At 66.8% G+C, this 22,433-nt stretch carries 21 protein-coding genes; 9 read left to right on the forward strand and 12 right to left on the reverse strand.

The features are described from left to right. Positions 1-4 precede the first annotated feature (4 nt). The gene (locus tag AC1DYU_RS16445) at positions 5-853 is read right to left on the reverse strand and encodes a LysR family transcriptional regulator (RefSeq protein ID WP_476792562.1); all 849 of its coding nucleotides are present in this window, start codon (positions 851-853) and stop codon (positions 5-7) included. 120 nt (positions 854-973) lie between these two features. Here AC1DYU_RS16445 and AC1DYU_RS16450 point away from each other — a divergent pair, with 120 nt between their 5' ends. Together AC1DYU_RS16450 and recO are read left to right on the forward strand one after the other, a co-directional pair. Beyond that, positions 974-1,357 carry a tautomerase family protein gene (locus AC1DYU_RS16450; protein ID WP_158485122.1) on the forward strand — a complete coding sequence of 128 codons (384 nt, stop codon included), beginning with the start codon at positions 974-976 and terminating at the stop codon, positions 1,355-1,357. A 176-nt stretch (positions 1,358-1,533) separates the two neighbouring features. Next, positions 1,534-2,277: a DNA repair protein RecO gene (recO, locus tag AC1DYU_RS16455; protein ID WP_476792563.1), complete on the forward strand. Its 744-nt coding sequence runs from the start codon at positions 1,534-1,536 to the stop codon at positions 2,275-2,277. Here the strand turns inward: recO and AC1DYU_RS16460 are convergent. Next, entirely contained in the window at positions 2,184-2,975 is a 792-nt protein-coding gene (locus AC1DYU_RS16460; RefSeq protein ID WP_476792564.1) for a DUF1003 domain-containing protein, read from the reverse strand. The two genes, recO and AC1DYU_RS16460, sit on opposite strands and share 94 nt — an antisense overlap. A 130-nt stretch (positions 2,976-3,105) precedes the next feature. On the opposite strand from AC1DYU_RS16460, the gene parC reads away from it, so the two are divergent. After that, a complete protein-coding gene (gene parC, locus AC1DYU_RS16465) occupies positions 3,106-5,352 on the forward strand; it encodes a DNA topoisomerase IV subunit A (RefSeq protein WP_476792565.1) in 2,247 nt (748 codons plus the stop codon). 102 nt (positions 5,353-5,454) lie between these two features. On the opposite strand, the gene AC1DYU_RS16470 is transcribed toward parC, so the two are convergent. The 8 genes from AC1DYU_RS16470 to hemB form a co-directional block, all read right to left on the reverse strand. Then, positions 5,455-6,066 carry an outer membrane protein gene (locus tag AC1DYU_RS16470; protein WP_476792566.1) on the reverse strand — a complete coding sequence of 204 codons (612 nt, stop codon included), beginning with the start codon at positions 6,064-6,066 and terminating at the stop codon, positions 5,455-5,457. A 108-nt stretch (positions 6,067-6,174) separates the two neighbouring features. Beyond that, positions 6,175-7,167, reverse strand: coding sequence for a DUF2336 domain-containing protein (locus AC1DYU_RS16475; RefSeq protein WP_476792567.1), 993 nt, complete (start codon positions 7,165-7,167; stop codon positions 6,175-6,177). Positions 7,168-7,358: 191 nt separating this feature from the next. Further along, positions 7,359-8,384 (reverse strand): DUF2336 domain-containing protein, encoded by a 1,026-nt coding sequence (locus AC1DYU_RS16480; RefSeq protein ID WP_476792568.1) that lies wholly within the window; start codon positions 8,382-8,384, stop codon positions 7,359-7,361. A 168-nt stretch (positions 8,385-8,552) separates the two neighbouring features. Next, positions 8,553-9,299, reverse strand: a complete 747-nt coding sequence (locus AC1DYU_RS16485; protein ID WP_158485115.1) for an arginyltransferase — start codon at positions 9,297-9,299, stop codon at positions 8,553-8,555. 73 nt (positions 9,300-9,372) lie between these two features. After that, a complete protein-coding gene (locus tag AC1DYU_RS16490; RefSeq protein WP_476792569.1) occupies positions 9,373-9,867 on the reverse strand; it encodes an RDD family protein in 495 nt (164 codons plus the stop codon). Positions 9,868-9,902: 35 nt separating this feature from the next. Further along, positions 9,903-11,147, reverse strand: coding sequence for a threonine ammonia-lyase (locus AC1DYU_RS16495; protein ID WP_476792570.1), 1,245 nt, complete (start codon positions 11,145-11,147; stop codon positions 9,903-9,905). Between the two features lie 24 nt (positions 11,148-11,171). Further along, on the reverse strand, positions 11,172-12,536 hold the full coding sequence (locus tag AC1DYU_RS16500) for a branched-chain amino acid ABC transporter permease (protein WP_476792571.1): 1,365 nt from the start codon (positions 12,534-12,536) through the stop codon (positions 11,172-11,174). A 176-nt stretch (positions 12,537-12,712) separates the two neighbouring features. Beyond that, on the reverse strand, positions 12,713-13,765 hold the full coding sequence (gene hemB / locus AC1DYU_RS16505) for a porphobilinogen synthase (RefSeq protein ID WP_476792572.1): 1,053 nt from the start codon (positions 13,763-13,765) through the stop codon (positions 12,713-12,715). Between the two features lie 219 nt (positions 13,766-13,984). Between hemB and AC1DYU_RS16510 the strand changes: the two genes are divergently transcribed. The 4 genes from AC1DYU_RS16510 (at position 13,985) to AC1DYU_RS16525 (ending at position 17,756) form a co-directional block, all read left to right on the forward strand. Beyond that, positions 13,985-15,040 carry an enoyl-CoA hydratase/isomerase family protein gene (locus AC1DYU_RS16510; RefSeq protein WP_476792573.1) on the forward strand — a complete coding sequence of 352 codons (1,056 nt, stop codon included), beginning with the start codon at positions 13,985-13,987 and terminating at the stop codon, positions 15,038-15,040. Between the two features lie 2 nt (positions 15,041-15,042). Further along, a complete protein-coding gene (locus AC1DYU_RS16515) occupies positions 15,043-15,492 on the forward strand; it encodes a DUF6163 family protein (RefSeq protein WP_158485109.1) in 450 nt (149 codons plus the stop codon). Positions 15,493-15,697: 205 nt separating this feature from the next. Next, a complete protein-coding gene (gene ldtR / locus AC1DYU_RS16520; protein ID WP_158485108.1) occupies positions 15,698-16,210 on the forward strand; it encodes a transcriptional regulator LdtR in 513 nt (170 codons plus the stop codon). A 304-nt stretch (positions 16,211-16,514) separates the two neighbouring features. After that, entirely contained in the window at positions 16,515-17,756 is a 1,242-nt protein-coding gene (locus AC1DYU_RS16525) for a L,D-transpeptidase family protein (protein ID WP_476792574.1), read from the forward strand. A gap of 96 nt (positions 17,757-17,852) precedes the next feature. On the opposite strand, the gene nhaA is transcribed toward AC1DYU_RS16525, so the two are convergent. After that, complete coding sequence (gene nhaA, locus AC1DYU_RS16530) at positions 17,853-19,094, reverse strand: Na+/H+ antiporter NhaA (RefSeq protein WP_476792575.1); 1,242 nt, start codon at positions 19,092-19,094, stop codon at positions 17,853-17,855. 122 nt (positions 19,095-19,216) lie between these two features. Continuing rightward, on the reverse strand, positions 19,217-20,461 hold the full coding sequence (locus tag AC1DYU_RS16535; RefSeq protein ID WP_476792576.1) for an MFS transporter: 1,245 nt from the start codon (positions 20,459-20,461) through the stop codon (positions 19,217-19,219). Between the two features lie 67 nt (positions 20,462-20,528). Between AC1DYU_RS16535 and AC1DYU_RS16540 the strand changes: the two genes are divergently transcribed. Further along, positions 20,529-20,984, forward strand: coding sequence for a helix-turn-helix domain-containing protein (locus tag AC1DYU_RS16540; RefSeq protein ID WP_158485143.1), 456 nt, complete (start codon positions 20,529-20,531; stop codon positions 20,982-20,984). 133 nt (positions 20,985-21,117) lie between these two features. Next, positions 21,118-22,416, forward strand: a complete 1,299-nt coding sequence (gene glyA, locus AC1DYU_RS16545; protein ID WP_476792577.1) for a serine hydroxymethyltransferase — start codon at positions 21,118-21,120, stop codon at positions 22,414-22,416. Positions 22,417-22,433: the final 17 nt, after the last annotated feature.

The following is a 22,433-nucleotide window of genomic DNA, read 5'->3' on the forward strand; positions in this document are numbered from 1 at the left end:
AGGCTCAGCCTGCAGCCCTGAAGGCGGCGGCAAGCGTCCTGACGAAAGCGGTCGCGCGCTGCGTCGCCACCTGGCTGCGCAGCACGACCGCCGAACGCCCCAGCGCCGGCAGCCCCCAGCCGGGGCCGACATCGACGGCGCCCGGTGGCGCGATCCGCGCAGCCAGGGGCGAGACCCCGATTCCGCCCGAGACGGCAGCCAGAACGGCTGCCATGCCGCCGCCGATAAAGGCCTCGCGCCAGGCGAGCCCGGCGCGGTTGAGCGCGTCGATGCCATGCTGGCGCAGCCAGCACTCCTGGATCAGGCTGACCAGCGGCAGCGGTTCGCCCGCGCGGTGACGCAGGCTCTCTGCCGCAAACCAGCCGAATGCGTCCTCGCGCAGCACCTCTCCGGTACGCCCGGCGCCGAGGCGGCGGACGATCGCGACATCGAGTTCGCCCCGCTCGAACGCCGCTTCCAGCGCCCGCGACGCCTCGATCCTGAGATTGATGACGATACCCGGATGCTGGGCCGTCAGCTTGGCCAGCACGGCGGGGATCTCGGCGCCGACAGCCTGTTCACTGATGCCCATCGTGATGCGCTCGCTGGGCTGCCGGAAGGCCCCGAGAGCGCGTTCATGGGCTGCCATCAGTTCGCGCGCTGCCGGCAGAAAGCGCTCGCCCTCCGCTGTCAGCCGTACTAGCCGCGGATGCCGCTGCAGCAGCGTCTGGCCGAGCCCGTCCTCCAGCCGCTTGATCCGCGTGCTGACGAGCGATTGCGCCGTTCCCAGCGCCTCGGCGGCGCGGGTGAAGCTGTTGAGTTCCGCTGCCTGCAGAAAGGCGGCAACGGCATCGAGGTCCAGGGTGGCGCTCATGATCAATCGTAAATCCGTATCATTGATATCATCATAGATACGATTTCCAGATTGATGCAATGGGCCTAGTCTGAGTCTGTTCGCGAGGCCTGACGCCTTGCCCTGTCTTTGGAGCCGACCATGCCTCTGATCCGGATTTCGATGCGTCGTGGCCGCCCGGCCTCGCATCCCGCCGCCATTGTCGATGGTGTCTACCGCGCCCTGCGCACGACCTTCGAGGTGCCGGAGAATGATCTCTTCGCCGTCGTTCACCAGCACGACGCCGACGAGTTCGTCTTCGATGCCAATTATTTCGGCTTCGAGCGTTCGGCCGGGCTGGTGATCATCCAGCTCACCGTCGCCAACACCCGCGGTGTCACCCAGAAGAAGGCGCTCTATGCGGCCATCGCCGAGAACCTGCAGCGCGAGCCGGGCCTGAAGCCCGACGACATCTTCATCAACCTGGTCGAGGTCAAGCGCGAGGACTGGTCGTTTGGCGGCGGCATCGCGCAGTATGTGGCTTAGGCGTCATTCTCGGGCGAAGCCCTCGGGTCCGATCTTCGATCGGCCCAAGGATAAACTCCACGCAGACCCGAGAATCTCATGACGAGAAGGCACTGGTTTCCGAGATGGTCGGGTCAAGCCCGATCATGACGTGCCCCGCTGTTTCGCCCTGCCAATTCCTGCCCTAAACCCATCCGATGGAATGGAGCGACGAGGCCACGATCATCGGAGTCCGCAGGCATGGCGAGAGCGCCGTGATCCTGGAAGCAATGACGCGGGACCATGGCCGCCATCTCGGCCTGGTGCGCGGCGGTCGCTCCTCCAAGCAGCAGCCGGTGCTCCAGCCGGGCAACGCCGTCTCCCTGACCTGGCGGGCCAGGCTCGACGAGCATCTCGGCGAATACAGGGTCGAGCTTTTGGCCTCGCATGCGGCAAGGCTGATCGAGGTGCCGGTCGCACTCTATGGGCTCGCGACCATCTCAGGCCTGCTGCGGCTGTTGCCCGAACGCGATCCGCATCCCGGCCTGCACGAGGCGCTGGCCGTGATGGTCGAGCATCTGCACGAACCCAGCCTGGCGCCGGCGCTGGTGATCCGCTTCGAGGTGGCGATGCTGGCCGAACTCGGCTTCGGGCTGGACCTCGCGCGCTGCGCCGTCACCGGCTCGCCCGATGATCTCAGCCATGTCTCTCCGAAATCGGGCAAGGCGGTCAGCCGCAAGGAGGCTGAGCCTTATCGCGACCGGCTGCTGGCGCTGCCGCCTTTTCTGAGCGAAGGGCAGGGCGCCCGACAGCCAACGCCTGCCGATCTCGCGGCAGGCTTCGCCCTCACAGGCTATTTCCTTCGCCGTCACGTCTTCGAGCCGCGCGGCTTGGCCGAGCCGCCCGAGCGGGCGCGGCTGGTCGAGATCGCGGCGCGGGCATCCTTGGCGTCCGAGGTCTGAGCGCTGCGCAGTTCCTGCAGCAGCTCGATCTGGACCTCCTGGATCTCGGCCAGCCGCTGCCATTGCCGGTTGACCAGATGGTCCATCTTCTCGTGCAGATGCCGGATCTCCAGCTCCGCCTTGAGGTTGATCTGGTAGTCGTTGCGCGAGCGGGCGCGGTCCTTCGATTCCTGGCGCTGCTGGCTCATCATGATGACCGGGGCCTGCACGGCGGCGAGGCAGGACAACAGCAGGTTGAGCAGGATGAAGGGGTAGGGGTCGAAGCTGGTCGCGCCTGCGATGTTGATCGCCATCCAGAAGGCGATGACGACGCCAAACGAGATCAGGAAGGCCCAGCTTCCCCCAAAAGACGCGACCTTGTCGGCCAGGCGCTGGCCGAAGGTGCGGTCGCGGTCGATCTCGTCATCGGTGTTGCTGGTGATCAGCTCGGAGCGGGCGAGGCTTTCCGCCACCTGCCGGTCGAGATCGCCAAGCTCGCCGCGCTCGCTCGCCAGCATGGCGTTGACATAGCGGGAGCGGTAGAGCGCGATCTGGTCCTGCGCGATCAGCGCATGCGCCGGCAGGTCGGGATGATCCTGCCGGATCGCGTCGACCAGCGCCGGGCGCAGCGCGTCGAGACTGACAAGCTCGCGTTTCGGCAGCGAGCGCCCCGTCAGGGCGCAGGGTGCGTGGTCCGCGCTGCGATCATGGCTCGTCATGCGGTTCTCCGTCGGTCCAGGGCGCGTGCGGATCGATTGCACATGGGGATAGGCCCGGCCATCGTTCTAGCGGGGCGATTCGCGTCGTGCGATAGAGCACGCAGAATTTCGTGAGCGGGGTAAGCAAGCCATGGGGAAGCCGGTCGATCCGCCACCGGAGGACGAATCCGAGCGCATCGATCTGAAATCGGCGCTCGAGGAGCGCTATCTCGCCTATGCGCTCTCCACGATCATGCACCGCGCGCTGCCCGATGCGCGCGACGGGCTGAAGCCCGTCCACCGTCGCATCCTGCATGCGATGCGGCTGCTGCGGCTCGATCCCGGCCAGGTCCACAAGAAATGCGCCCGCATCGTCGGCGATGTGATCGGCAAATTCCATCCCCATGGCGACCAGTCGGTCTATGACGCGCTGGTGCGCCTCGCGCAGGATTTCGCCCAGCGCTATCCGCTCGTCGACGGGCAGGGCAATTTCGGCAATATCGACGGCGATAACGCCGCCGCCTACCGCTACACCGAAGCCCGGATGACCGAGGTCGCGCGGCTCCTGCTCGACGGCATCGACGAGGACGCGGTCGATTTCCGCGAAACCTATAATGGCGAAGACGAGGAGCCGATCGTTCTTCCCGCCGCCTTCCCGAACCTGCTGGCCAATGGCTCGCAGGGCATCGCTGTCGGCATGGCGACATCGATCCCGCCCCACAACGCCGCCGAACTCTGCGACGCGGCGCTCTACCTGATCCAGCACCCGGAGACGTCGTCCGAGCAACTGATGACCTTCGTGCAGGGGCCGGACTTTCCGACCGGAGGCATCGTCGTCGAGAGCCGGGCCTCGATGGCCGAGACCTATCGGACCGGGCGCGGCGCCTTCCGCACCCGCGCGCGCTGGCATGTCGAGGATCTCGGCCGCGGCACCTGGGTCGTGATCGTCACCGAGATTCCCTACATGGTCCAGAAGGGGCGGCTGATCGAGAAGATCGCCGAGCTCTTCAACGAGAAGAAGCTGCCGCTGGTCGCCGACATCCGCGACGAATCGGCGGAGGACATCCGCGTCGTCATCGAACCCCGCGCCCGCACGGTCGATGCGACGCTGATGATGGAATCGCTGTTCCGGCTGACTGAGCTGGAAGCGCGCATCTCGATGAACATGAACGTGCTGACCGGCGGGCTGGTGCCGCGCGTTCTCGGCCTGAACGAGGCGCTGCGGGCCTGGCTCGACCACCGCCGCGACGTGCTGCTGCGCCGCTCGCGCTTCCGTCTGGGCCAGATCGAGAAGCGGCTGGAGATTCTGCGCGGCCTGCTGATCGTCTATCTCGACCTCGACCGGGTCATCAAGATCATCCGCGAGGAGGATGAGCCGAAGATCGAGCTGATGCGCTTCTTCGAGCTGACCGAAATCCAGGCCAATGCCATCCTCGACACCCGCCTGCGCGCCCTGCGCAAGCTCGAGGAGATGGCGCTCAAGACCGAGCTCGACGAACTGACCGTCGAGAAGGGCCAGATCGAGGAGTTGCTCGCTTCCGAGTCGGTGCAGTGGAAGCTGATCCAGCACGATATCCGGCAGGTGAAGAAGCTCTTTGGCCCGGAAACGGTGATCGGCAAGCGCCGCACGACCTTCGCCGACATGCCCGACACGACCGATATCGACCTGGCGCAGGCGATGGTCGAGCGCGAACCAGTCACGGTGGTGATCTCCAAGAAGGGCTGGATCAGGGCGCTCAAGGGCCATGTCCAGGACCAGTCGACGCTGACCTTCAAGGGAGATGACGGGCTACGCACGGCCTTCTTCACCGAGACGACCGCAAAGGTCCTGGTGCTCGCCTCGAACGGCAAGGTCTTCACGCTGGAGGCGGCGAAGCTGCCCGGCGGCCGCGGGTTCGGCGATCCGATCCGGCTGATGATCGAGCTGGAAGAGCATGCCGAGATCGTCGCCGCGTTCCCCTACCGGCCGGGCCTGAAACTGCTGATGGTGACGACCGACGGTCGCGGCTTCGTCGCGCCGACCGACGATATCGTCGCCAACACCCGCAAGGGCCGGCAAGTGCTGAATGTCGACATGCCGGTCGAGGCTCTTCTCGCCACGCCGGCCGAAGGCGACCATGTCGCGATCATCGGCCAGAACCGCAAGCTGGTCTGCTTCCCTCTCTCGGAAGTCGCCGAGATGGGCCGCGGCAAGGGTGTGCGCCTGCAGCGCTACAAGGATGGCGGCGTCTCCGACGCCAAGGTCTTCAAGCTGGCGGACGGCCTGACCTGGCGCGACACCTCGGGCCGGACCTGGACGGTGGCGCAAGGCGAGCTGATGGAATGGCTCGGCCATCGCGGCGAAGCCGGACGCCTGCCGCCCAAGGGCTTCCCGAAGAACAACAAGTTCGGAGGGTAGGGCGCACGCCGTCATACTCGGGTCAAACCCGAGTATGACGTGTGTCATCAACGATTTAGGCGGGTCGCCGGAATCAATCCCTCAGCCGCCTGAATCAACCTCTCAGCGGATCGCCTCGCCGACGACGCCGACTTCCAGTCCGAGCGTGAGATTGTTGGTCACGGCCCATTCGATGCCGGCGCGGGCTTCCGGCCGCACCCGGATGTCGCTGCGCGAGAACGGTGTCGACCACGGTGTTGCGCCGAAGCGCATGGTCTCGTTGGCGGCGGACATGCCGAGCTTGGTGTAGACGAGTACGTCGGGCGTCACCAGCACGCCGGCCTTGACCTGGAAGGCGCCGGCGAAATCGCGGGTATAGCCGGCCTGGCCGAAGCCCGGCGTGCCGTAGCCGCCCAGGGCCGGTGCGTATTCAAGCGCCCCGACGATGCCGTAGACGACATTGCCTTCCTGCCGCATCGTCCCGGCTTCCAGCCCGAAGGTCGGGCCGGCGCTGGTTCCCATGCGCCGCGAGCTGCTGACCTGGAAGCCCGTCGAGATGCGGGCATAGGAGCCATCCCATTTGGGCGCGAGCGTCGGCTCCGACCAGGCAAAGGAGGGCAGGGGCGCGAAGCCGGTGAAGGGCAGCCAGGATTGCGCCCTGGCGTCGCCCGCAAACAGCGCTGCCGCGCAGAATGCGCTGGACAGGATTGCGCCGGAAAGAAGCGGAAATCTCACGTCGAAAGCCATCCTCGCCGCCGGTTCGCACATGGGATGCACGCACCGAACCCCGTCACGCTAGCATGAGGTCGTGCGAATGTCGCGGATTTGTGGCGCGCACCGTGCTCAGGCGAGCTTGGTCTTGAGCTTCAGGAAGCGCATCGTCCGCTCGGCCGTCGCCGGATCGAGCGCTTCATAGCTCTTCAGGTCGTCCTTGACCCGGTCCTTGGCGAAGATGAGGCGGCGACCGCGCAGCGTCAGGAGCGCCTCGAAGGCGGGCGCGCCCAGGCCCAGCGCTCGGCAGGTCACGGCAATGCCGCTCGCGTCGCGCTGCATCAACACCCGCAGCGCCTGTTCCGTGCTCAGGCTGGCGGCCTGCGCGAAGATCAATGCGAGGTGGAAGGCGCGGTCCTCCTCGGCGAGCATCGTGACGATTTCGTCCAGCGGGCGCGTTCCGGCGGCCAGATCGGCCAGGAGCAGCTTGACCTCGAGGCGCTGATGGCGCGCCTGCCGGGCCAGCGTTAGGGCTTCGCTGCTGGGCTTGGACCAGAGGCCGCCCTCGTCGCTCAGTTGTTCGACGATGCGCATCACCCGCTCGGCCCGGTCGGGCGTCAGGTCGGAGCGCGTCGAGAGCGCGAGGTTGATGCCGGCGTCGCCAGCGCCGCGCTCCATCAGCCGGTCGAAGCCCTTCTCCGACAGGCTTGCGCCTTCATTGACGCTGACCGTTTGCAGAACGTTGCGGTCGCCGCGCTCGACGAGGATGTCTGTCACGCTTTCGGACAACCGCACGCGCTCGGCGATGGCCATGAGGTGGTTTTGCGACTGGCTGACCGCGATGGCCGCGAGATCGGTGTCGGTCAGGACCGGTGAAAGCTTCAGCACGAGGCGCGCGACATCCGAGTCCGGGTCCGAGGCCAGGGTCACGGCGACGTCGCGCGGAAGCGTCGGCGTTGCGGAGACGCGTTCGGCATAGTCGCGCCGATCGCCGGTTTCGAGATGGGGTAGCGAGCGCACGGCGATATCGCCGTAATGGGCCTGCGAGGCCTCGCTGGGAGCCTCGTCCAGCAGAAACAGATCGGTGACGGCGTTGAGCAATTGCCGGCGGGAATCCGACGACATGTCTGCGGGCATCCGGGTCAATGAACTGAGCATAATGTGGTCCACACAGAAAGTATCTGCGCAGCTTATGCGACAGCGCTTGCCCGAACCTTAAGATGACCGTGCGTGATCCGGGAGAACGGCGAATTCGTGCGGGACGGAATGGGTCTGTCCAATCTGCCGCGCAGCCGATCCGGTCGGGTGCAAAGTCCTCAGGCGACCTTTGCCTTGATCCGGATGAAACGCATGCCGCGCTCCGCCGCGCTCATGTCGATCTCGGCGTAACGGCGCAGATCCTCCTCGATGTCCTTGTTGGCGAACATCAGGCGGCGCGAGCGCAGGCCGAGGATCGTGGCAAAAGCCGGAAACCCGACATCGAGCGCGCGGCAGGCCAGTGCGATGCCGCTGACATCGCGTCGGAGCAGGGCACGCAGCGCCTGTTCGACGCCGATATCGGAGGCGCGGGCGATAACCTGGGCGAGATGGTATGCGCGGTCCTCTTCCGCGAGCATGATCAGGACCTCGTCGACGACGCGCGCCTTCGACTTCAGATCCTGGAGAAGCTGGCTCACCTCGAGCCGCTGCCGGCGTGCCTGCCGCGCAATGGCGGACGCCTCGCTCTCGGGCCGGAGAGCGAGATCGTCGTCCTCGCCGAGTTCGACCAGCATGCGCATGACGCGCTCGGCCCGCCCTTCGCTCAGATCGGAGCGGATGGCGACGGTCCGCGGAATCGCAGGCTCTTCCCGCCCGCGCTCCAGCAGGCGGTCGAAGCCCTCCTCGGAGAAGGCCGCGCCTTCATTGCCGCCGACCGTCTTCAGCACATCGTTGTCACCACGTTCGACCAGGATGTCAGTGATGCCCTCCGACAGGCGGACGCGCTCGGCGATAGCGGCGAGATGTTCCTGCGACTGGTTGAGCGCGATGGCGGCGAGGTCGCGATCGGTCAGCACCGGCGACAGGCGCAGCACCAGGCGCGCGACCACGCTCTCGGCGTCGCCGGCCAGCGCATTGGCGACGCTGCGCGGCAGGTTCGGCTCGGCTGCGACCTCGTCGGCATAGCCCTGGCGCGCCTCGGCATCGAGATGCGGTAGCGCCCGCAGCGCGATCTCGCCATAGTGATGCTTCGACATTCCCGTGGGCTCGGGATCGTAGAAGAACAGGTCCGTAACGGCATGCAGCAGCCTCCGCCGTGCATCCGACGAGGTCTCTGCAGCGAGTTTGAACAAGGAGTGCAGCATGACGCCCCCGAGCCTTTGCTGTAGCAGGTTTCGCTTGCGCGAGGCCTGATCGACTGTGGCCAACGAGCGTGGCCCTGCAACCATTCTCCCGCAATGACGTGAACAAAATCTAATGCCACATGATGCATCGTCATGAGCGCCGCCGGGCATCGGCCTCGGGCGGCGGCTTCAGCCGACGCGCTCCCAGCCCTGCGGCAGCAGGCGCTCCTGCGGCTGGAAACGCGCCTTGTAGGCCATCTTCGGCGAGCCCTCGACCCAGTAGCCGAGATAGACGTAAGGCAGCCTCAGCCGCCGTGCCCGCTCGATGTGATCGAGCACCATGAAGGTGCCGAGAGAGCGCGCTTCCAGCGACGGATCGAACACCGAATAGACCATCGAGAGCCCGTCGCTCAGCGTGTCGGTCAGGGCCATCGCGAAGAGATCGCCCTGACCCCGGCCGGTAAAGCCGCTGTCGGGCCCGCGCCGGCGGTATTCGATCAGCGCCGTCTCGACATGGGTGTCCTCGACCATCATCGCGAAATCGAGCGCCGACATCGTCGCCATGCCGCCCTCCGGGTGGCGCTCGTCGAGATAGGACCGAAACAGCGAGTAATGCTCGGATCGCGGCCGCGGCGGCAGGGTCTCGCCGATCAGGTCGCTGTTGTACGACATGACCTTCCTGAAGCTGCGCGACGGCCGGAAATCATCGACCACGACGCGCACCGAGATGCAGGCGCGGCAGGTCTCGCAAGCCGGGCGGTAGGCGATGCTCTGGGAGCGCCGGAAGCCACCCTGGCTCAGCACGTCGTTCAGGTCGCGCGCCCGCCCGCCGACGAGATGCGTGAACACCTTGCGCTCCTCGCGCCCCGGCAGATAGGGGCACGTGGTCGGCGACGTCAGATAGAATTGCGGGGCATCCCGCAACGGGCGCGTCACGTTCGGTTCGCTCCGGAAACGGCTTCGCCGTCCAGTGTAGCAGCAGCGGCGGCGGCAACAAGCGCCGTCGCGCTCAGGCGCGCACCACGACCAGTCCGGTCAGCAGATCGTGGCCCAGGCGCCGGTCGCTGCGGACGATGCCGCAGAGAATGTCGAGCAGCCACAGGCCGACCGTGCCGGCGGCGACATAAAACAGCAGCGCATGCACCGCTGCGGCCAGTCCGTCCGGACGCCCGCCATTCGCGGTTTCGACCCGCAGGCCCGCCATGCGCATGCCGAGCGTCGCCTGGCGGGGGCCGCCGATGGTGATGGCGGCGTAGCCGAGGGCGGTCGCGACGGTGGCGATCGGGATCAGCAGCCAGGTCGCGCCGAAGGTCACGATGCCGAGCAGGAACAGCGCGAACCAGATCAGCGAACCCAGGATGAACAGCACGACGATGTCGCCGATCCAGGCGAAGATGCGTGAGCCGAGCACGCCGCTGACGTCCTGGACGGGGCGGCTGCCGGCCGCGACGATCGGAGGCTGGCTGTAGCGTTGGTCGGTCATCTGGGTGTCGGATCCTGTCATGATCGGGCTTCGCCGCCCGCCTCCTTAATGTCTGGTCAGCGCCCCGGTTCCGCAAGGCCGCGCGGCAAGACACGATGCGGCGAAAATCCGCCGTCGCGCAGCGCGGTCTCGATCGCCTGCGCATGCGCCCCGCCGCGGGTCTCGACCGTGACGTCGAGCGTCACGCCCTTGGCCGGCACGTCGAGGAAGAGCCGGCCATGGCTGACCTCGAGGATATTGGCGCCCTGCTCGCCGAGCAGACTGGCCACCTTGCCGAGCAGGCCCGGCCGGTCGCTGGTGGTCAGGCGGAAGGCGACGATGCGGTCCTCGCGTTCGAGTTCGCGCACCATGATCGCCGCCAGCAGCCGTGTGTCGATATTGCCGCCGCAGAGCACGAGCCCGACCTTGCGCCCGGCATAGCGCCCCGGCTCCTTCAGCATGGCGGCGAGGCCGGCGGCGCCCGCACCCTCCGCGAGACTGTGCTGGAGACTGGCATAGGCGTAGACGGCGCGCTCGATCAGGTCCTCGCCGACGAGCACGATATCGGAGACCAGGCTGGAGACGATCGGCAGCGTCTGGACGCCGACGGTCTTGACCGCGATGCCCTCCGCCAGCGTCGCCCCGCCGATCGCCAGGTCCTCCGCGTTCACGGCATTGAAGAAGGAAGGGTAGAGCGCCGCCTCCACACCGATCAACTCGATGCCGGGCTTCAGCGCCTTGGCCGCCACAGCATTGCCGGCCATCAGCCCGCCGCCGCCGAGCGGAATGATCAGCACGTCGAGGTCGGGATCGTCGTCGAGCATCTCCCGGGCGATCGTGCCCTGGCCGGCCATCACGGCGGGGTCGTCGTAAGGGTGGACGAAGGCGAGTTCCTCGGCCTGCGCCAGTTCGCGCGCCCTCTGCGCCGATTCGTAGAGCGTCTCGCCATGCAGCACGACGCGGGCGCCATGGCTGCGCGTATTCTCGACCTTCACCAGCGGTGTCGTCTCGGGCATCACGATCGTCGCGGGAATGCCGAAGCGTCGGGCGTGATAGGCGACGGCCTGGGCATGGTTGCCCGCCGACATCGCAATGACGCCGCGCTCGCGCTCGTCATCATCGAGCGTCAGCAGCTTGTTGACCGCACCGCGCTCCTTGAAGGAGGCGGTGGCCTGCATGTTCTCGTGCTTGACCATGACGGTCGCGCCGGTCAGTTCGGAGAGGCGCGGTGCCGGTACCAGCGGGGTGCGCAGGACATGGCCCTCGATGCGCCGCGCCGCCTCCTCGACATCCTCGGGCGTGATCGCGAAGGGCTCGCTCATGGCTGGGCTCTCGTTGGGTAAAGGTCAGACCTGACGCGGCGCCAGCGCGCCGTCGCCGAAGAACCCGCCGGGGCGCAGGATCAGCACCACGGCCAGGATCGCATAGACGGCGATGTCGCGTTGTTCGATCGGCATCGTCGACGACCAGAGCACTTCGAACAGCGCGATGCAAAGCCCGCCGAGCGCGGCACCAGCGGGCGAGCCGATGCCTCCGAGGATCGAGCCCACCAGCGCCTTCAGCCCGAGCGAGAAGCCGCCGGCAAAGCCCATGCCGCCATAGACGGCGGTGACGATAACGCCGGCCATGCCGCTTGCCGCGCAGGCCAGGATCAAGGCCTTGTCGTGCACGGCCCGGGCATCGACGCCGAACAGCGCGGCGGTACGGGCATCGTCGGAGACCGCGCGCCAGGCGCGGCCATAGGCCGAGCGGGCGATCAGCAGGACGAGACCAAGCGTCACCGCAAACCCCGCCACCGCGACCGCAAGCCCTATCGGTGTGACGGTGACGATGAAGCTGCCGGCGCGCGCGACGGCCAGAGGCTCGTTGAAGACCGGCGGCAGCCAGCGCAGATCGGCGCCCTGCATCAACCGCAGATATTCCGACAGCGCGATGGCAAGCCCGATCGTCGCGATCAGCACCTGCTGGCCCGGAACCTGACGGCCGAGCGTATCGTCGCGAAAGCGCCTTTCGAGCGGGCGCAGCACGAAGCGGCCCATGGCGAAGCCATGTAGCGCGCAGACGAGGATCGCCACGACGAAGGCGGCGACGAGGCCGGTCGCCGGTGTCGCGGCCGCAACCGAAACCAGCAGCGCCGCGCCGACCACCGCCGACGCCGCCCCCAGCGCGGCAAACTCGCCGAAGCTCAGGATGATCCGCCCGGTCAGCCCGTAGATCAGCGCATAGGCACAGGCGAGCAAGGCGTAGATCGCGGCCGAGGGCAGGGCGCTCAGCCCCTGCTGCAGCCCATAGGCCAGCGCCGGCGCAAGCTCCGGCAGGGCCTCGGTCGACGAGGCGCCGGGATCGGGCGGCGGCTCCTCGCGATTCTCCAGGTAGAAGCGCCGCAGCAGGTAGAAGCTCGCATCGCTCATCGGGCGTCCGTCGGCGGCGATGCCGATCAGCGCGCCGCGCGTCAGTGCCTGGCCCTCCCCAGCGAACAGGCAGTCGACGCTGCGCCGCCTGGCCGGGCCGCCCGGTGTCGAGACACTGTAGCCGATGCTCAGGGTGTTGGGGCGTGCGCCGTCCTGCACGCGATCGATCGCAATCGAGGCCGCTGGCGGGTTGAGCGCGGGGATCGCTTGCCGGCAGAGCCGTGTCTGGTCTGTGTCGAAGCTCTCGCCGCAGGAGGCGAGTGTCAGAACGAGCAGGATGGTCGGTAGGAGAGGGCGCATGTTGCGCGACGGTAGCGCGCAAGGACACGCTATGGAACACGAGGTCGCTCCGCCTCGTCATGCTCGCCCTTGTGGCGAGCATCCACGTCTTCGTCGAAGCGCTCGACGCCCCAAGACGTGGATGGTCGGAACAGGCCCGACCATGACGGTTATCCTGGATGCCGCCTTGGCAGAGCTCAGCCCGCGGCCTTCAGCAACTGCGCCACCTGCGGCGCGAAATAGGTCAGCACGCCGTCGGCGCCGGCGCGCTTGAAGGCGGTCAGGCTTTCCATCATCGCCCGGTCGCCGTCGAGCCAGCCATTGCGGGCGGCCGCCACAATCATCGCGTATTCGCCTGACACCTGGTAGGCGAAGGTCGGCACCCGGAAATGGTCCTTCACCCGCGCGACGATGTCGAGATAGGGCAGGCCGGGCTTGATCATCACCATGTCGGCGCCCTCCTCGAGATCGAGCGCGACTTCGGCGATGGCCTCGTCGGAATTGGCCGGGTCCATCTGATAGGTGCGCTTGTCGCCGATCAGCGTCGCGTTGGTGCCGATCGCGTCGCGGAACGGCCCGTAGAAGGCCGAGGCGTATTTCACGGCATAGGCCATGATCTGCACGTCTTCATGGCCCAACGCATCGAGTGCGGCGCGGATCGCCCCGACGCGGCCGTCCATCATGTCCGAGGGCGCGATCACGTCGGCGCCTGCATCGGCCAGCGCCAGCGCCTGCTGCACCAGGATCGCGACGCTGGCGTCGTTCAGGATGCGCTCGCCGTCCATCACGCCGTCATGGCCATGCGAGGTGTAGGGGTCGAGCGCGGCATCGCAGATGATGCCGATCTGCGGCACCTCGGCCTTGATCGCCCTGACCGCCCGGCACATCAGGTTGCGCGCGTTCAGCGCTTCCGAGCCGGTCGGGTCGCGCAGCGATTTCTCGACGAAGGGGAAGGGCGCGATCGCCGGGATGCCCAGCGAAGCCGCATGAGCGCTCTGGCGCACCGCCTCGTCGATGTTGAGGCGGTCCACGCCCGGCATCCAGTCGACGGGCGTGCGCGCCTCGCTCGAATCCATCAGGAAAATCGGCCAGATCAGGTCGTCCGTGCTCAGCCGCGTCTCACGCACCAGCCGGCGCGACCACTCCGCCTTGCGGTTGCGGCGCATGCGCTTGCTAAGCCCGAGCGAGGGGGCGGCCGTGTCCTGGCGTGCCTGCGGGGTTGGGAAGGGCCGCACGATCCGGGTGTCCAAGAATGCCTCCGTCGGCCTGTTGCTTCCGGCCATGCCGGATCTTGGGTGCCAGCGGGGCCGGCCTTAAGCTCTTATCACATCGGAACAGTTCCAAAAGAGGCGTGTGGTCGCAATGCCGATCCGCAGCGTGCGGCCGAGAGCCAAACTGTGCCGCGTTGACAAGCGCCGCCGCCACAGCCCAGAACCGGCCACGTCATAGCGATCGGGGACGGATGCCGGATGTCGGATGAGGCCTATTTCACCTGCGAGCAGCGCGGGGCGGCCGGCATGGTCATCCTCAATCGCCCCAAGGCGCTGAACGCGCTGAACCGGCCGATGGTCCTGTCGCTGATGCGCGCGCTCAAGGACTGGGAGAACGATCCGCAGATCGAGCGCGTCGTCCTGGTCAGCGCAGTCGAGAAGGCTTTCTGTGCCGGCGGCGACATTCGCGTCCTGCACGATCAGGGTCGCGCCGGCGACTATGCGAACATGCTGTGTTTCTGGCGCGAGGAATACGTCCTCAACGCTCGCATCAAGCACTATCCCAAGCCCTATATCTCGCTGATCGACGGCATCGTCATGGGGGGCGGCGTCGGCATCTCGCTGCATGGCAGCCACCGCATTGCCGGCGACCGCTACCTTTTCGCCATGCCCGAGGTCTCGATCGGCTTCTTCCCCGATGTCGGGGCGACCTATGCGCTGCCGCGACTGCCGGACGCGACGGGCGTCTACCTCGCCTTGACCGGGGACCGCGTCGGGGCGGCGGATGCGCTGGCCATCGGGCTGGCCACCCATGCCGTTCCGAGCGCGCGCATGGCGGAACTGGCGGATGCGCTGACGCGGCGCGAGGCGCTGGACGATATTCTTGCCGGCTTCGCCCTCGACCCCGGCCCGCAGAAGCTCGCCGCCGATCGGGCGACCGTCGCGGAGTGCTTCGGCGCCGCGAACCTGCCCGAATTGCTGGCGCGCCTGGACAGGGCCGCCGCCGGCGGCAGCGCCTTTGCCGGCAAGCTGCGTCAGACGCTCGCTGTCAAGTCGCCGACCAGTGTGGCCATCGCCTTCGAGCAGATGCGGCGCGGCGCCGGGATGGATTTCGCGGAGGCGATGCGCACGGAGTACCGCATCGTCTCGCGCGTCATCCAGGGCCATGACTTCTATGAGGGCGTACGGGCGGTGCTGATCGACAAGGACCAGGCGCCGCAATGGCAGCCGGCCACGATCGACGCGCTCGATGCCGCTGCGATCGAGGCCTATTTCGCGCCGCTGGGCGCTGACGAACTCATGCTGGAGTCCTGAGCTTGGGCATCGGGGGAGATGGGGACGTCCTGCGCGGTGCCCGGTCCGAAGACGCCTCCGGCGGAGTCGAGACAGCCTCGACGCGCTGGCGCACCATGCTGGTCTGGATGCTGCGCATCCTTTCCGTGCTCTGGATGGCCAAGGGCCTGCTCGCCTGGGCGGTGATTTTTGGCCTGGTCGGTGAGGATGCGCCGCCTTTCGAGGCGCGCCTGCTCTCCTTCCAGGCGATCACGGTCTATTTCGCGGTGATCGATCTCGTCGCGGCCGTCGGCCTCTGGCTGACCTCGACCTGGGGCGGCGTGCTCTGGCTGCTGGCCGCGATCAGCCAGCTGCTGCTCGCCTTCTTCTTCCCGCGCCTGCTGCCGATGACGACATGGCTCGTGGGCGCCTACGTCGCCGCCATCCTCACCTATTTCCTGGCGACATGGGCAGCGGAGAACGAGGGCTCCTGAGCGGGCGCATCACTCGATTGCGCCGAGTCACGGTAACAAACGCTTTAGCTTAAGCGTTTCTGGCTTCACCTTGCATTCACCCAAAGGGGTAAATCTCCGATTCATCCTGATATTTAAACTCGTTTTCATCCGGCCGGCCTATGGTGTTTCTCAGAAGCGGATCGGGAGAACAATCCTGACCGACAGTCAACAGGCGGGATATACCATGAAAGCGAGCGTCAAGACTTCGGTTGTCGACAGGTCTGAAGAAGCTGATCTCAAGGTCAAGCCTCTCTACCTGGAGTCACTCACTCTCGTCGAGCGGCTGCATCGTCGCCTCCTCGACGTCATCAAGGACGAGTTCGAGCGGCGCGGCCGTGACGACGTCAACAGCGTTCAGGCCCTGCTGCTCTACAACATCGGCGATGCCGAGCTCAGCGCCAGCGAACTGCGGACGCGCGGCTACTATCTCGGCTCGAACGTCTCCTACAACGTCAAGAAGCTGGTCGAGCTCGGCTACCTCCATCATGCCCGGTCGCGCATCGACCGTCGTTCCGTGCGCATCAGCCTGACCGAGAAGGGCGCCGAAGTGCACAATCTCGTGAAGGGCGTCTACGACAAGCACGTCCGCACGGTCGAGCAGATCGGCGGCATCGCGGCCGACGATTTCGAGCGCATGAACAACGCGCTGCTGCGCCTGGAGCGCTTCTGGACCGACCAGATCCGCTACAAGCTCTGAAAACGGCGCCTGGGCCTGCCAATCCGCAGGCCTGCGACGCTCTTCAGGGTTTCCGGCTCTCAGCAAAGCTCCCTGGCTCATGCCCGGGAGCTTCGCCGTGCTTTTCGTGTCGCACTGCCGGCGCCAAGCCGCCATGCACGGGCAGGATCGTCGCCATGCCCTAAATTCGCCGCTCTCATCACGCGACGTTAACCGTGCTACGGCAGCGTCGCCTGGATACGACGCCACCCGCGGAGCGGGTGGGGCGTGTCCCTACGGCGTTTGTTTGCGCCCGGACCAGCCGGACGAGTTCAAGAGGGAAGCGATGTCGACGATGAGCCTGACCCGCCGTGAAACAGTACTCGCGCTGCTTTCGGGCGCCGCTGCGACCACGGCCGTGCCGGCCTTCGCCCAGCAGGCGGAATGGCGCCAGAGCTATGATTCGGGCGCACGCAACGCAGTCGCACGCTCCCATACCCCGATGCTCTCGCCGGAATCGCTTCAGGCGACGGAAGCCGCGATCGTCGCTTACCGCGACCTGGCGGCTCGCGGCGGCTGGCCCAGCGTGCAGCTCGGCGAGAAGATGGGCGTCGGAACGCGTGGTCCGGGCGTCGTGGCCCTGCGCCAGCGGCTGATCATCACCGGCGACCTCGACGCCAATGCCGGCAACAGCAACGTCTACGATTCCTATGTCGAAGCCGGCGTCAGGAATTTCCAGGCCCGCGTCGGCCTGTCGACCACAGGCTCGATCAACCGCGCCACGGTCAACGCTCTGAACGTTCCCATCGAGCGCCGCATCCGCCAGCTCGAGACCAATGTCGTCCGCCTGCGCTCCTGGTCGGGCAATCTCGGCGGCCGCTATGTCGTCGCCAACATTCCCGCCGCGATGGTTGAGACCGTCGAGAGTGGCGTCGTCGCGACCCGCCATGCCGCCGGCGTCGGCAAGATCGACCGCCAGTCGCCGCTGCTGCAGACCAAGATCCCGGAGATCAACTTCAACCCGACCTGGACGGTACCGGCCTCGATCATCCGCAAGGACCTGATCCCGAAGATGCGCAAGGAGCCCGGTTACCTGACCGAGAGCAAGATCCGCATCATCGGCCCCGCCGGCGAGATCCCGCCCGAGCGCGTCAACTGGAACTCCGACGAGGCGACACGCTACACCTTCCGGCAGGATCCGGGCGGCGAGTTCAACTCGCTCGGCTTCGTGCGCATCAACATCCCGAGCCCGCACGGCGTCTACATGCACGACACCCCGGCCAAGGGCATCTTCGGCGACGATTTCCGCTTCGTTTCGTCGGGCTGCATCCGCGTCCAGAACGTGCGCGACTACATCGCCTGGCTGCTCAAGGAGACGCCTGGCTGGGATCGCGCCAAGATCGACCAGGTCATCGCTTCGGGCGAGCGCATCAATGCTCGCATCAGCAATCCGGTGCCGTGCTACTGGGTCTATGTCACGGCCTGGGCGACGCCCGATGGCGGCGTGCAGTTCCGCGACGACATCTACAACAAGGATGGCCTCGGACCCGCGCCGGTCGCCTCTCTGCAGGGCGAGCAGGACATCTGAGGTCTGATATCTGAGGGCGTTCGCCGGGCCTCGGCCAGAACAACCACAAAGAACAAGCGCAAAAGCCCCGGCCGGAATGGCCGGGGCTTTTTGTATTCATCGGCGCGGCTTGGGCCGTGCGGTTTGCGCGACCATGTCCGCGACATCGGGCTTGACCAGCCCGGCCCCCGCGAACAGGGCGACATAGCCAGCGACCGCGGAGACGAGAGAACCGGCCAGCACGCCGATCTTGGTCGCGTCGCCGAGCGCGTCATTGCCGGCGAAGGCCAGCGCGCCGATGAACAGGCTCATCGTGAAGCCGATGCCGCAGAGCAGCGAGACGCCGTAGAGCTGCGCCCATGTCGCTTTCGCCGGCATGGTCCCGAGCCCGGCTTTCACCGCAAGCCAGGCGAAGCCGAACACGCCGATCTGCTTGCCGAGGAAAAGCCCGAGCATGATGCCGAGCGGCAGGGGCTGCAGCAGCAGCGATGGCGACATATTTGCAATCGACACGCCGGCATTGGCGAAGCCGAAGATCGGAACGATGGCGTAGGCGACGTAAGGGTGAAGCCAGTGCTCCAGCCGGTGCAGCGGCGAATGCTCCGGCTCGTCGCTCTCGGCGCCACGGCCATGCAGAGGGATCGTCAGCGCCAGGGCGACGCCGGCCAGCGTGGCGTGGATGCCCGATTGCAGCACGAAGAACCAAAGCACCGCGCCGACCATGAGATAGGGCGCCAGCCGCTTGACGCCGCCGAGGTTGAGCGCCGTCAGCACAGCAATGCAGGCTGCGGCTCCGGCCAGCATCGGCAGCGAAAGCCCGCTGGAGTAGAATAGCGCGATGATCAGGATCGCGCCGAGATCGTCGAGAATCGCCAGCGCCGTCAGGAACACCTTGAGCGAGACCGGCACGCGCGAGCCCAGCAGAGCCAGCACACCGAGCGCGAAAGCGATGTCCGTGGCGGCGGGAATCGCCCAGCCGCGCAGCGTCGCAGGATCGTTCAGGTTGAGCGCGACATAGATCGCGGCCGGCGCGACCATGCCGCCGAGCGCCGCGATGGCGGGCAGGGCGCGGCGCGTCCAGGTCGCGAGCTGGCCTTCGACGAACTCCCGCTTGATCTCCAGGCCGACGACCAGGAAGAACACCGCCATCAGCCCGTCATTGATCCAGTGCTGGACGCTCAGCCCGGCGATTTTCGCCGAAAGAATCGCGAAATAGGCGATCCCGAGCGGTGAATTCGCGATGACCAGCGCGTTGGCCGCGGCGACAAACAGCAGCACGCCACCGGCGGCACCACTCTCCAAGAAGATGTGAAGCGGCGATCGGCGCGTCGGAGGCCAGGTTTCGGTTTGGTCTTCCATGGCGCGTCGCTCCTCCCGTCGCCCGATCATATCGCCCGCACCGTGCAACAAAGCGATGTCGATAGCACCCCGATGCACTGCCGCACCTTTGCCGAGGTGGTGAAGGTGCTGGAGGCCGCCGCTCAGCGCGACGCCGGCACACGCTGCGAGGCGCGGGCGGCGTGCCGGCGCTGCCAGATTGCAGCTCCCGCCACTGCCGCGGCGACCGTCATCGTCGCAAGCAGCAGGGCGGTGCCGTGGAACAGCGCGTCGAAGCCGTAGCCGATGACCACAGGCGTACTCAGGAGCGGCGAACAGAACTGGCCGATGAAGATCGAGGCGGTCAGCAAACCGCCCGCCAGCCCTCGGTTCCGGGTCGGTGCGAGACCCAATGCCAGCGCGATGAAGCCGGGCGAGACCAGCGCGTAGCCTGCGCCGATCGCCGCTGTCGCCGCGAAGGAGGCAAGCGCGCCAGTCGCCAGCGGCAGCATCAGGAAGCCGAGCGCCATCGCAGCATAGCCCAGGATAAAAAGGCCGGCATGGCCGACTGCGCGCTGCAGCCGCGGATAGAGCAGCGCGAAACCGCCGCCCGTCAGCATCAGGGCGCCCAGAGCCGTGCCCGTCATCATCGCGCTGTCGTAGCCCTTCGCGTTGAAGAAGAACGCCAACTGGGTCGGCATGATGAAGAAGATCATGTTGGTGACGCCCTGCAGGAGAATCAGCAGAGCGAGATGCACCCGCCAGGACGGGCGATCCGCCGCAGAAGCATCCGGATGGGCCGCGACCGCCTGCACCGGCCGGACCGGATCGACGATCGCGATCCACATCAGCGGCAGGAAGGCGGCGGCGAGACCGTATATCGCGAAGGGCAGGCGCGGCGAGATCGTCGCGACCCAGCCTGCGAGCGAGATGAAAATCAGGCCGCCGAAATTGCGGGCCGAAATCTGCAGACCCGTCAGCGCGTTTCGGTCCCTGCCCGTGAAATAGTCGCCGATCAGGGCGGTCTGCGCCGTCATGATCAGGGCGACCGCGACGCCGAGCACGACGCGGCTGGCAAAGATCGTCGGCAGGTCGGGCAGGATAAGGCCGGCGCATCCGGCGATCCCGAACAGCAACATGCCTGATAGCAACATCGTGCGTCGCCCGAATCGGTCGGCCAGGAGCCCGGCGAAGGGCGCGCAGAGCGCCACGCTGAGCGACGGTGCCGGCACCAGCAGCCGCGTCAGCAGCGCAGCATTCGGATCGTCCGCGAACAGGTGCTCGAGCCCGGGCAGGGCCGGGCTGATCGTGGCATTGGCCATCGTCGTCAGCGATGCCGCCATCAGGAGCGCGATGGCGCGCCGGTCCCGCCAGACCGGTGTCGGCGTCGTATTCTGCTGGTTTTGCATGGTCTCCCTCTTGCTAAAATCGAGCGTTCGGGAGACCGTACAAGTTCAAGTCAACTTGAGGTCAAGCATGCCTGTGCTGGATATTGGCGAGGTGGCCGGGTGCTCGGGCGTGCCGGCCTCGACGCTGCGCTATTACGAGGACATCGGCCTGATCGAGTCTCTCGGGCGGCGCGGCCTGCGCCGGCAATTCGATGCCGATGTCCTGTTGAAGCTGTCGCTTATCGGCCTCGGCAAGGCGGCTGGCTTCTCGCTGGTCGAGATCGCCGCCATCTTTGGCGGGAATGGCCGGGCTGATCTGCCCCGCGACCGGTTTCGCGCCAAGGCAGACGAACTCGAACGCCAGATTCGCGATCTGGGTTCGCTACGCGATATGCTGCGCCATATCGCCGACTGTCCGGCGCCGACGCATCTGGAATGCCCGACCTTTCGCGGACTCCTGAAGTCGGCCACGCGGGGCACACTCGCATATCGCCCGTCGCGAAAGCAGGCGGCGCAAGGGTTGAAGCCGGCCTCGCGGCGTTGAAGTCCACCGAGCGGCGGCCGCCAATCCTGTCGGCCGCGTCCATCTATCGCTTGGACAGACTTCCACCCCATGATACGGGACGCCGCGACAGGGTCGGGCCATGAGCGGCCGCCTTTTTCAGCAGGAGCCGGACATGACCGACGCCGCCGCCCAGACGCATCTTTCGAACTCGTTCTTCGCCGCCTCGCTCGCCGATGCCGATCCCGAGATCGCCCGCGCCATCGATCTCGAGCTCGGTCGCCAGCGCGACGAGATCGAGCTGATCGCATCGGAGAACATCGTCTCGCGCGCCGTGCTAGAGGCGCAGGGCTCGGTGATGACCAACAAATACGCCGAGGGCTATCCGGGCCGGCGCTACTACGGCGGCTGCCAGTTCGTCGACATCGCCGAGAAGCTTGCCATCGAGCGCGCCACGCGTCTGTTCGGCTGCGGCTTCGCCAATGTCCAGCCGAACTCAGGCAGCCAGGCCAACCAGGCCGTGTTCATGGCGCTGATGCAGCCCGGCGACACCTTCATGGGCCTCGATCTCGCCGCCGGTGGGCACCTAACCCATGGCGCGCCGGTCAACCAGTCCGGCAAATGGTTCAACGTCGTGTCCTATGGCGTCTGCGTCGTCGATCAGATGATCGACTACGACGCGCTTGAACGCCTCGCCCGCGAGCACAAGCCCAAGGTCATCGTCGCCGGCGGCTCGGCCTATGCCCGGCACTGGGAGTTCGCCCGCTTCCGCGCGATTGCCGACGAGGTCGGCGCCTATCTCTTCGTCGACATGGCGCATTTCGCCGGCCTTGTTGCCGGTGGCGCCCATCCTTCGCCGTTCCCGCACGCCCATGTCGCGACCACGACCACGCACAAGACGCTGCGCGGCCCGCGCGGCGGCATGATCCTGACCAATGACGAGGCGCTGGCGAAGAAGTTCAACTCGGCGATCTTCCCGGGTATCCAGGGCGGGCCGCTGATGCATGTTATCGCCGCCAAGGCCGTCGCCTTCCAGGAGGCGCTGCAGCCGGAGTTCAAGATCTATGCCCGCGCCGTGGTCGAGAATGCCAAGGCCTTGGCCGAAACGCTCAAGACCAAGGGCTTCGACCTCGTCACCGGCGGCACCGACAACCATCTGATGCTGGTCGACCTGCGCTCCAAGAAGGTCACCGGCAAGGCCGCCGAGATCGCGCTCGGCCGCGCCCACATCACCTGCAACAAGAACGGCATTCCCTTCGACCCCGAGAAACCGATGGTGACCTCGGGCATCCGGCTCGGCACGCCGGCCGCGACCTCGCGCGGCTTCGGCGTCGCCGAGTTCAAGAAGGTCGGCGAGCTGATCGCCGAGGTTCTGGACGGGCTCGCAGCCAATGGCGAGGAGGGCAATGCCGCCGTCGAGCAGGCCGTCAAGGCCAAGGCGCACGAGCTGACCGGGCGCTTCCCGATCTATTGAGGCGTACTGACGGTTTC

This window comes from Allobosea sp. P2_B12 (assembly GCF_056404835.1).

Excerpts from the sequence above, each read along its gene's own strand:
- AC1DYU_RS16500 (WP_476792571.1), bottom strand. The coding sequence starts at position 12,536 with ATGCGCCCTCTCCTACCGACCATCCTGCTCGTTCTGACACTCGCCTCC.
- AC1DYU_RS16490 (WP_476792569.1), bottom strand. The coding sequence starts at position 9,867 with ATGACAGGATCCGACACCCAGATGACCGACCAACGCTACAGCCAGCCT.
- nhaA (WP_476792575.1), bottom strand. The coding sequence starts at position 19,094 with ATGGAAGACCAAACCGAAACCTGGCCTCCGACGCGCCGATCGCCGCTT.
- AC1DYU_RS16525 (WP_476792574.1), top strand. The coding sequence starts at position 16,515 with ATGTCGACGATGAGCCTGACCCGCCGTGAAACAGTACTCGCGCTGCTT.
- ldtR (WP_158485108.1), top strand. The coding sequence starts at position 15,698 with ATGAAAGCGAGCGTCAAGACTTCGGTTGTCGACAGGTCTGAAGAAGCT.
- AC1DYU_RS16540 (WP_158485143.1), top strand. The coding sequence starts at position 20,529 with ATGCCTGTGCTGGATATTGGCGAGGTGGCCGGGTGCTCGGGCGTGCCG.
- AC1DYU_RS16480 (WP_476792568.1), bottom strand. The coding sequence starts at position 8,384 with ATGCTGCACTCCTTGTTCAAACTCGCTGCAGAGACCTCGTCGGATGCA.
- recO (WP_476792563.1), top strand. The coding sequence starts at position 1,534 with ATGGAATGGAGCGACGAGGCCACGATCATCGGAGTCCGCAGGCATGGC.
- parC (WP_476792565.1), top strand. The coding sequence starts at position 3,106 with ATGGGGAAGCCGGTCGATCCGCCACCGGAGGACGAATCCGAGCGCATC.
- AC1DYU_RS16460 (WP_476792564.1), bottom strand. The coding sequence starts at position 2,975 with ATGACGAGCCATGATCGCAGCGCGGACCACGCACCCTGCGCCCTGACG.
- AC1DYU_RS16445 (WP_476792562.1), bottom strand. The coding sequence starts at position 853 with ATGAGCGCCACCCTGGACCTCGATGCCGTTGCCGCCTTTCTGCAGGCA.
- AC1DYU_RS16535 (WP_476792576.1), bottom strand. The coding sequence starts at position 20,461 with ATGCAAAACCAGCAGAATACGACGCCGACACCGGTCTGGCGGGACCGG.
- AC1DYU_RS16510 (WP_476792573.1), top strand. The coding sequence starts at position 13,985 with ATGTCGGATGAGGCCTATTTCACCTGCGAGCAGCGCGGGGCGGCCGGC.
- AC1DYU_RS16450 (WP_158485122.1), top strand. The coding sequence starts at position 974 with ATGCCTCTGATCCGGATTTCGATGCGTCGTGGCCGCCCGGCCTCGCAT.
- glyA (WP_476792577.1), top strand. The coding sequence starts at position 21,118 with ATGACCGACGCCGCCGCCCAGACGCATCTTTCGAACTCGTTCTTCGCC.
- AC1DYU_RS16475 (WP_476792567.1), bottom strand. The coding sequence starts at position 7,167 with ATGTCGTCGGATTCCCGCCGGCAATTGCTCAACGCCGTCACCGATCTG.
- AC1DYU_RS16495 (WP_476792570.1), bottom strand. The coding sequence starts at position 11,147 with ATGAGCGAGCCCTTCGCGATCACGCCCGAGGATGTCGAGGAGGCGGCG.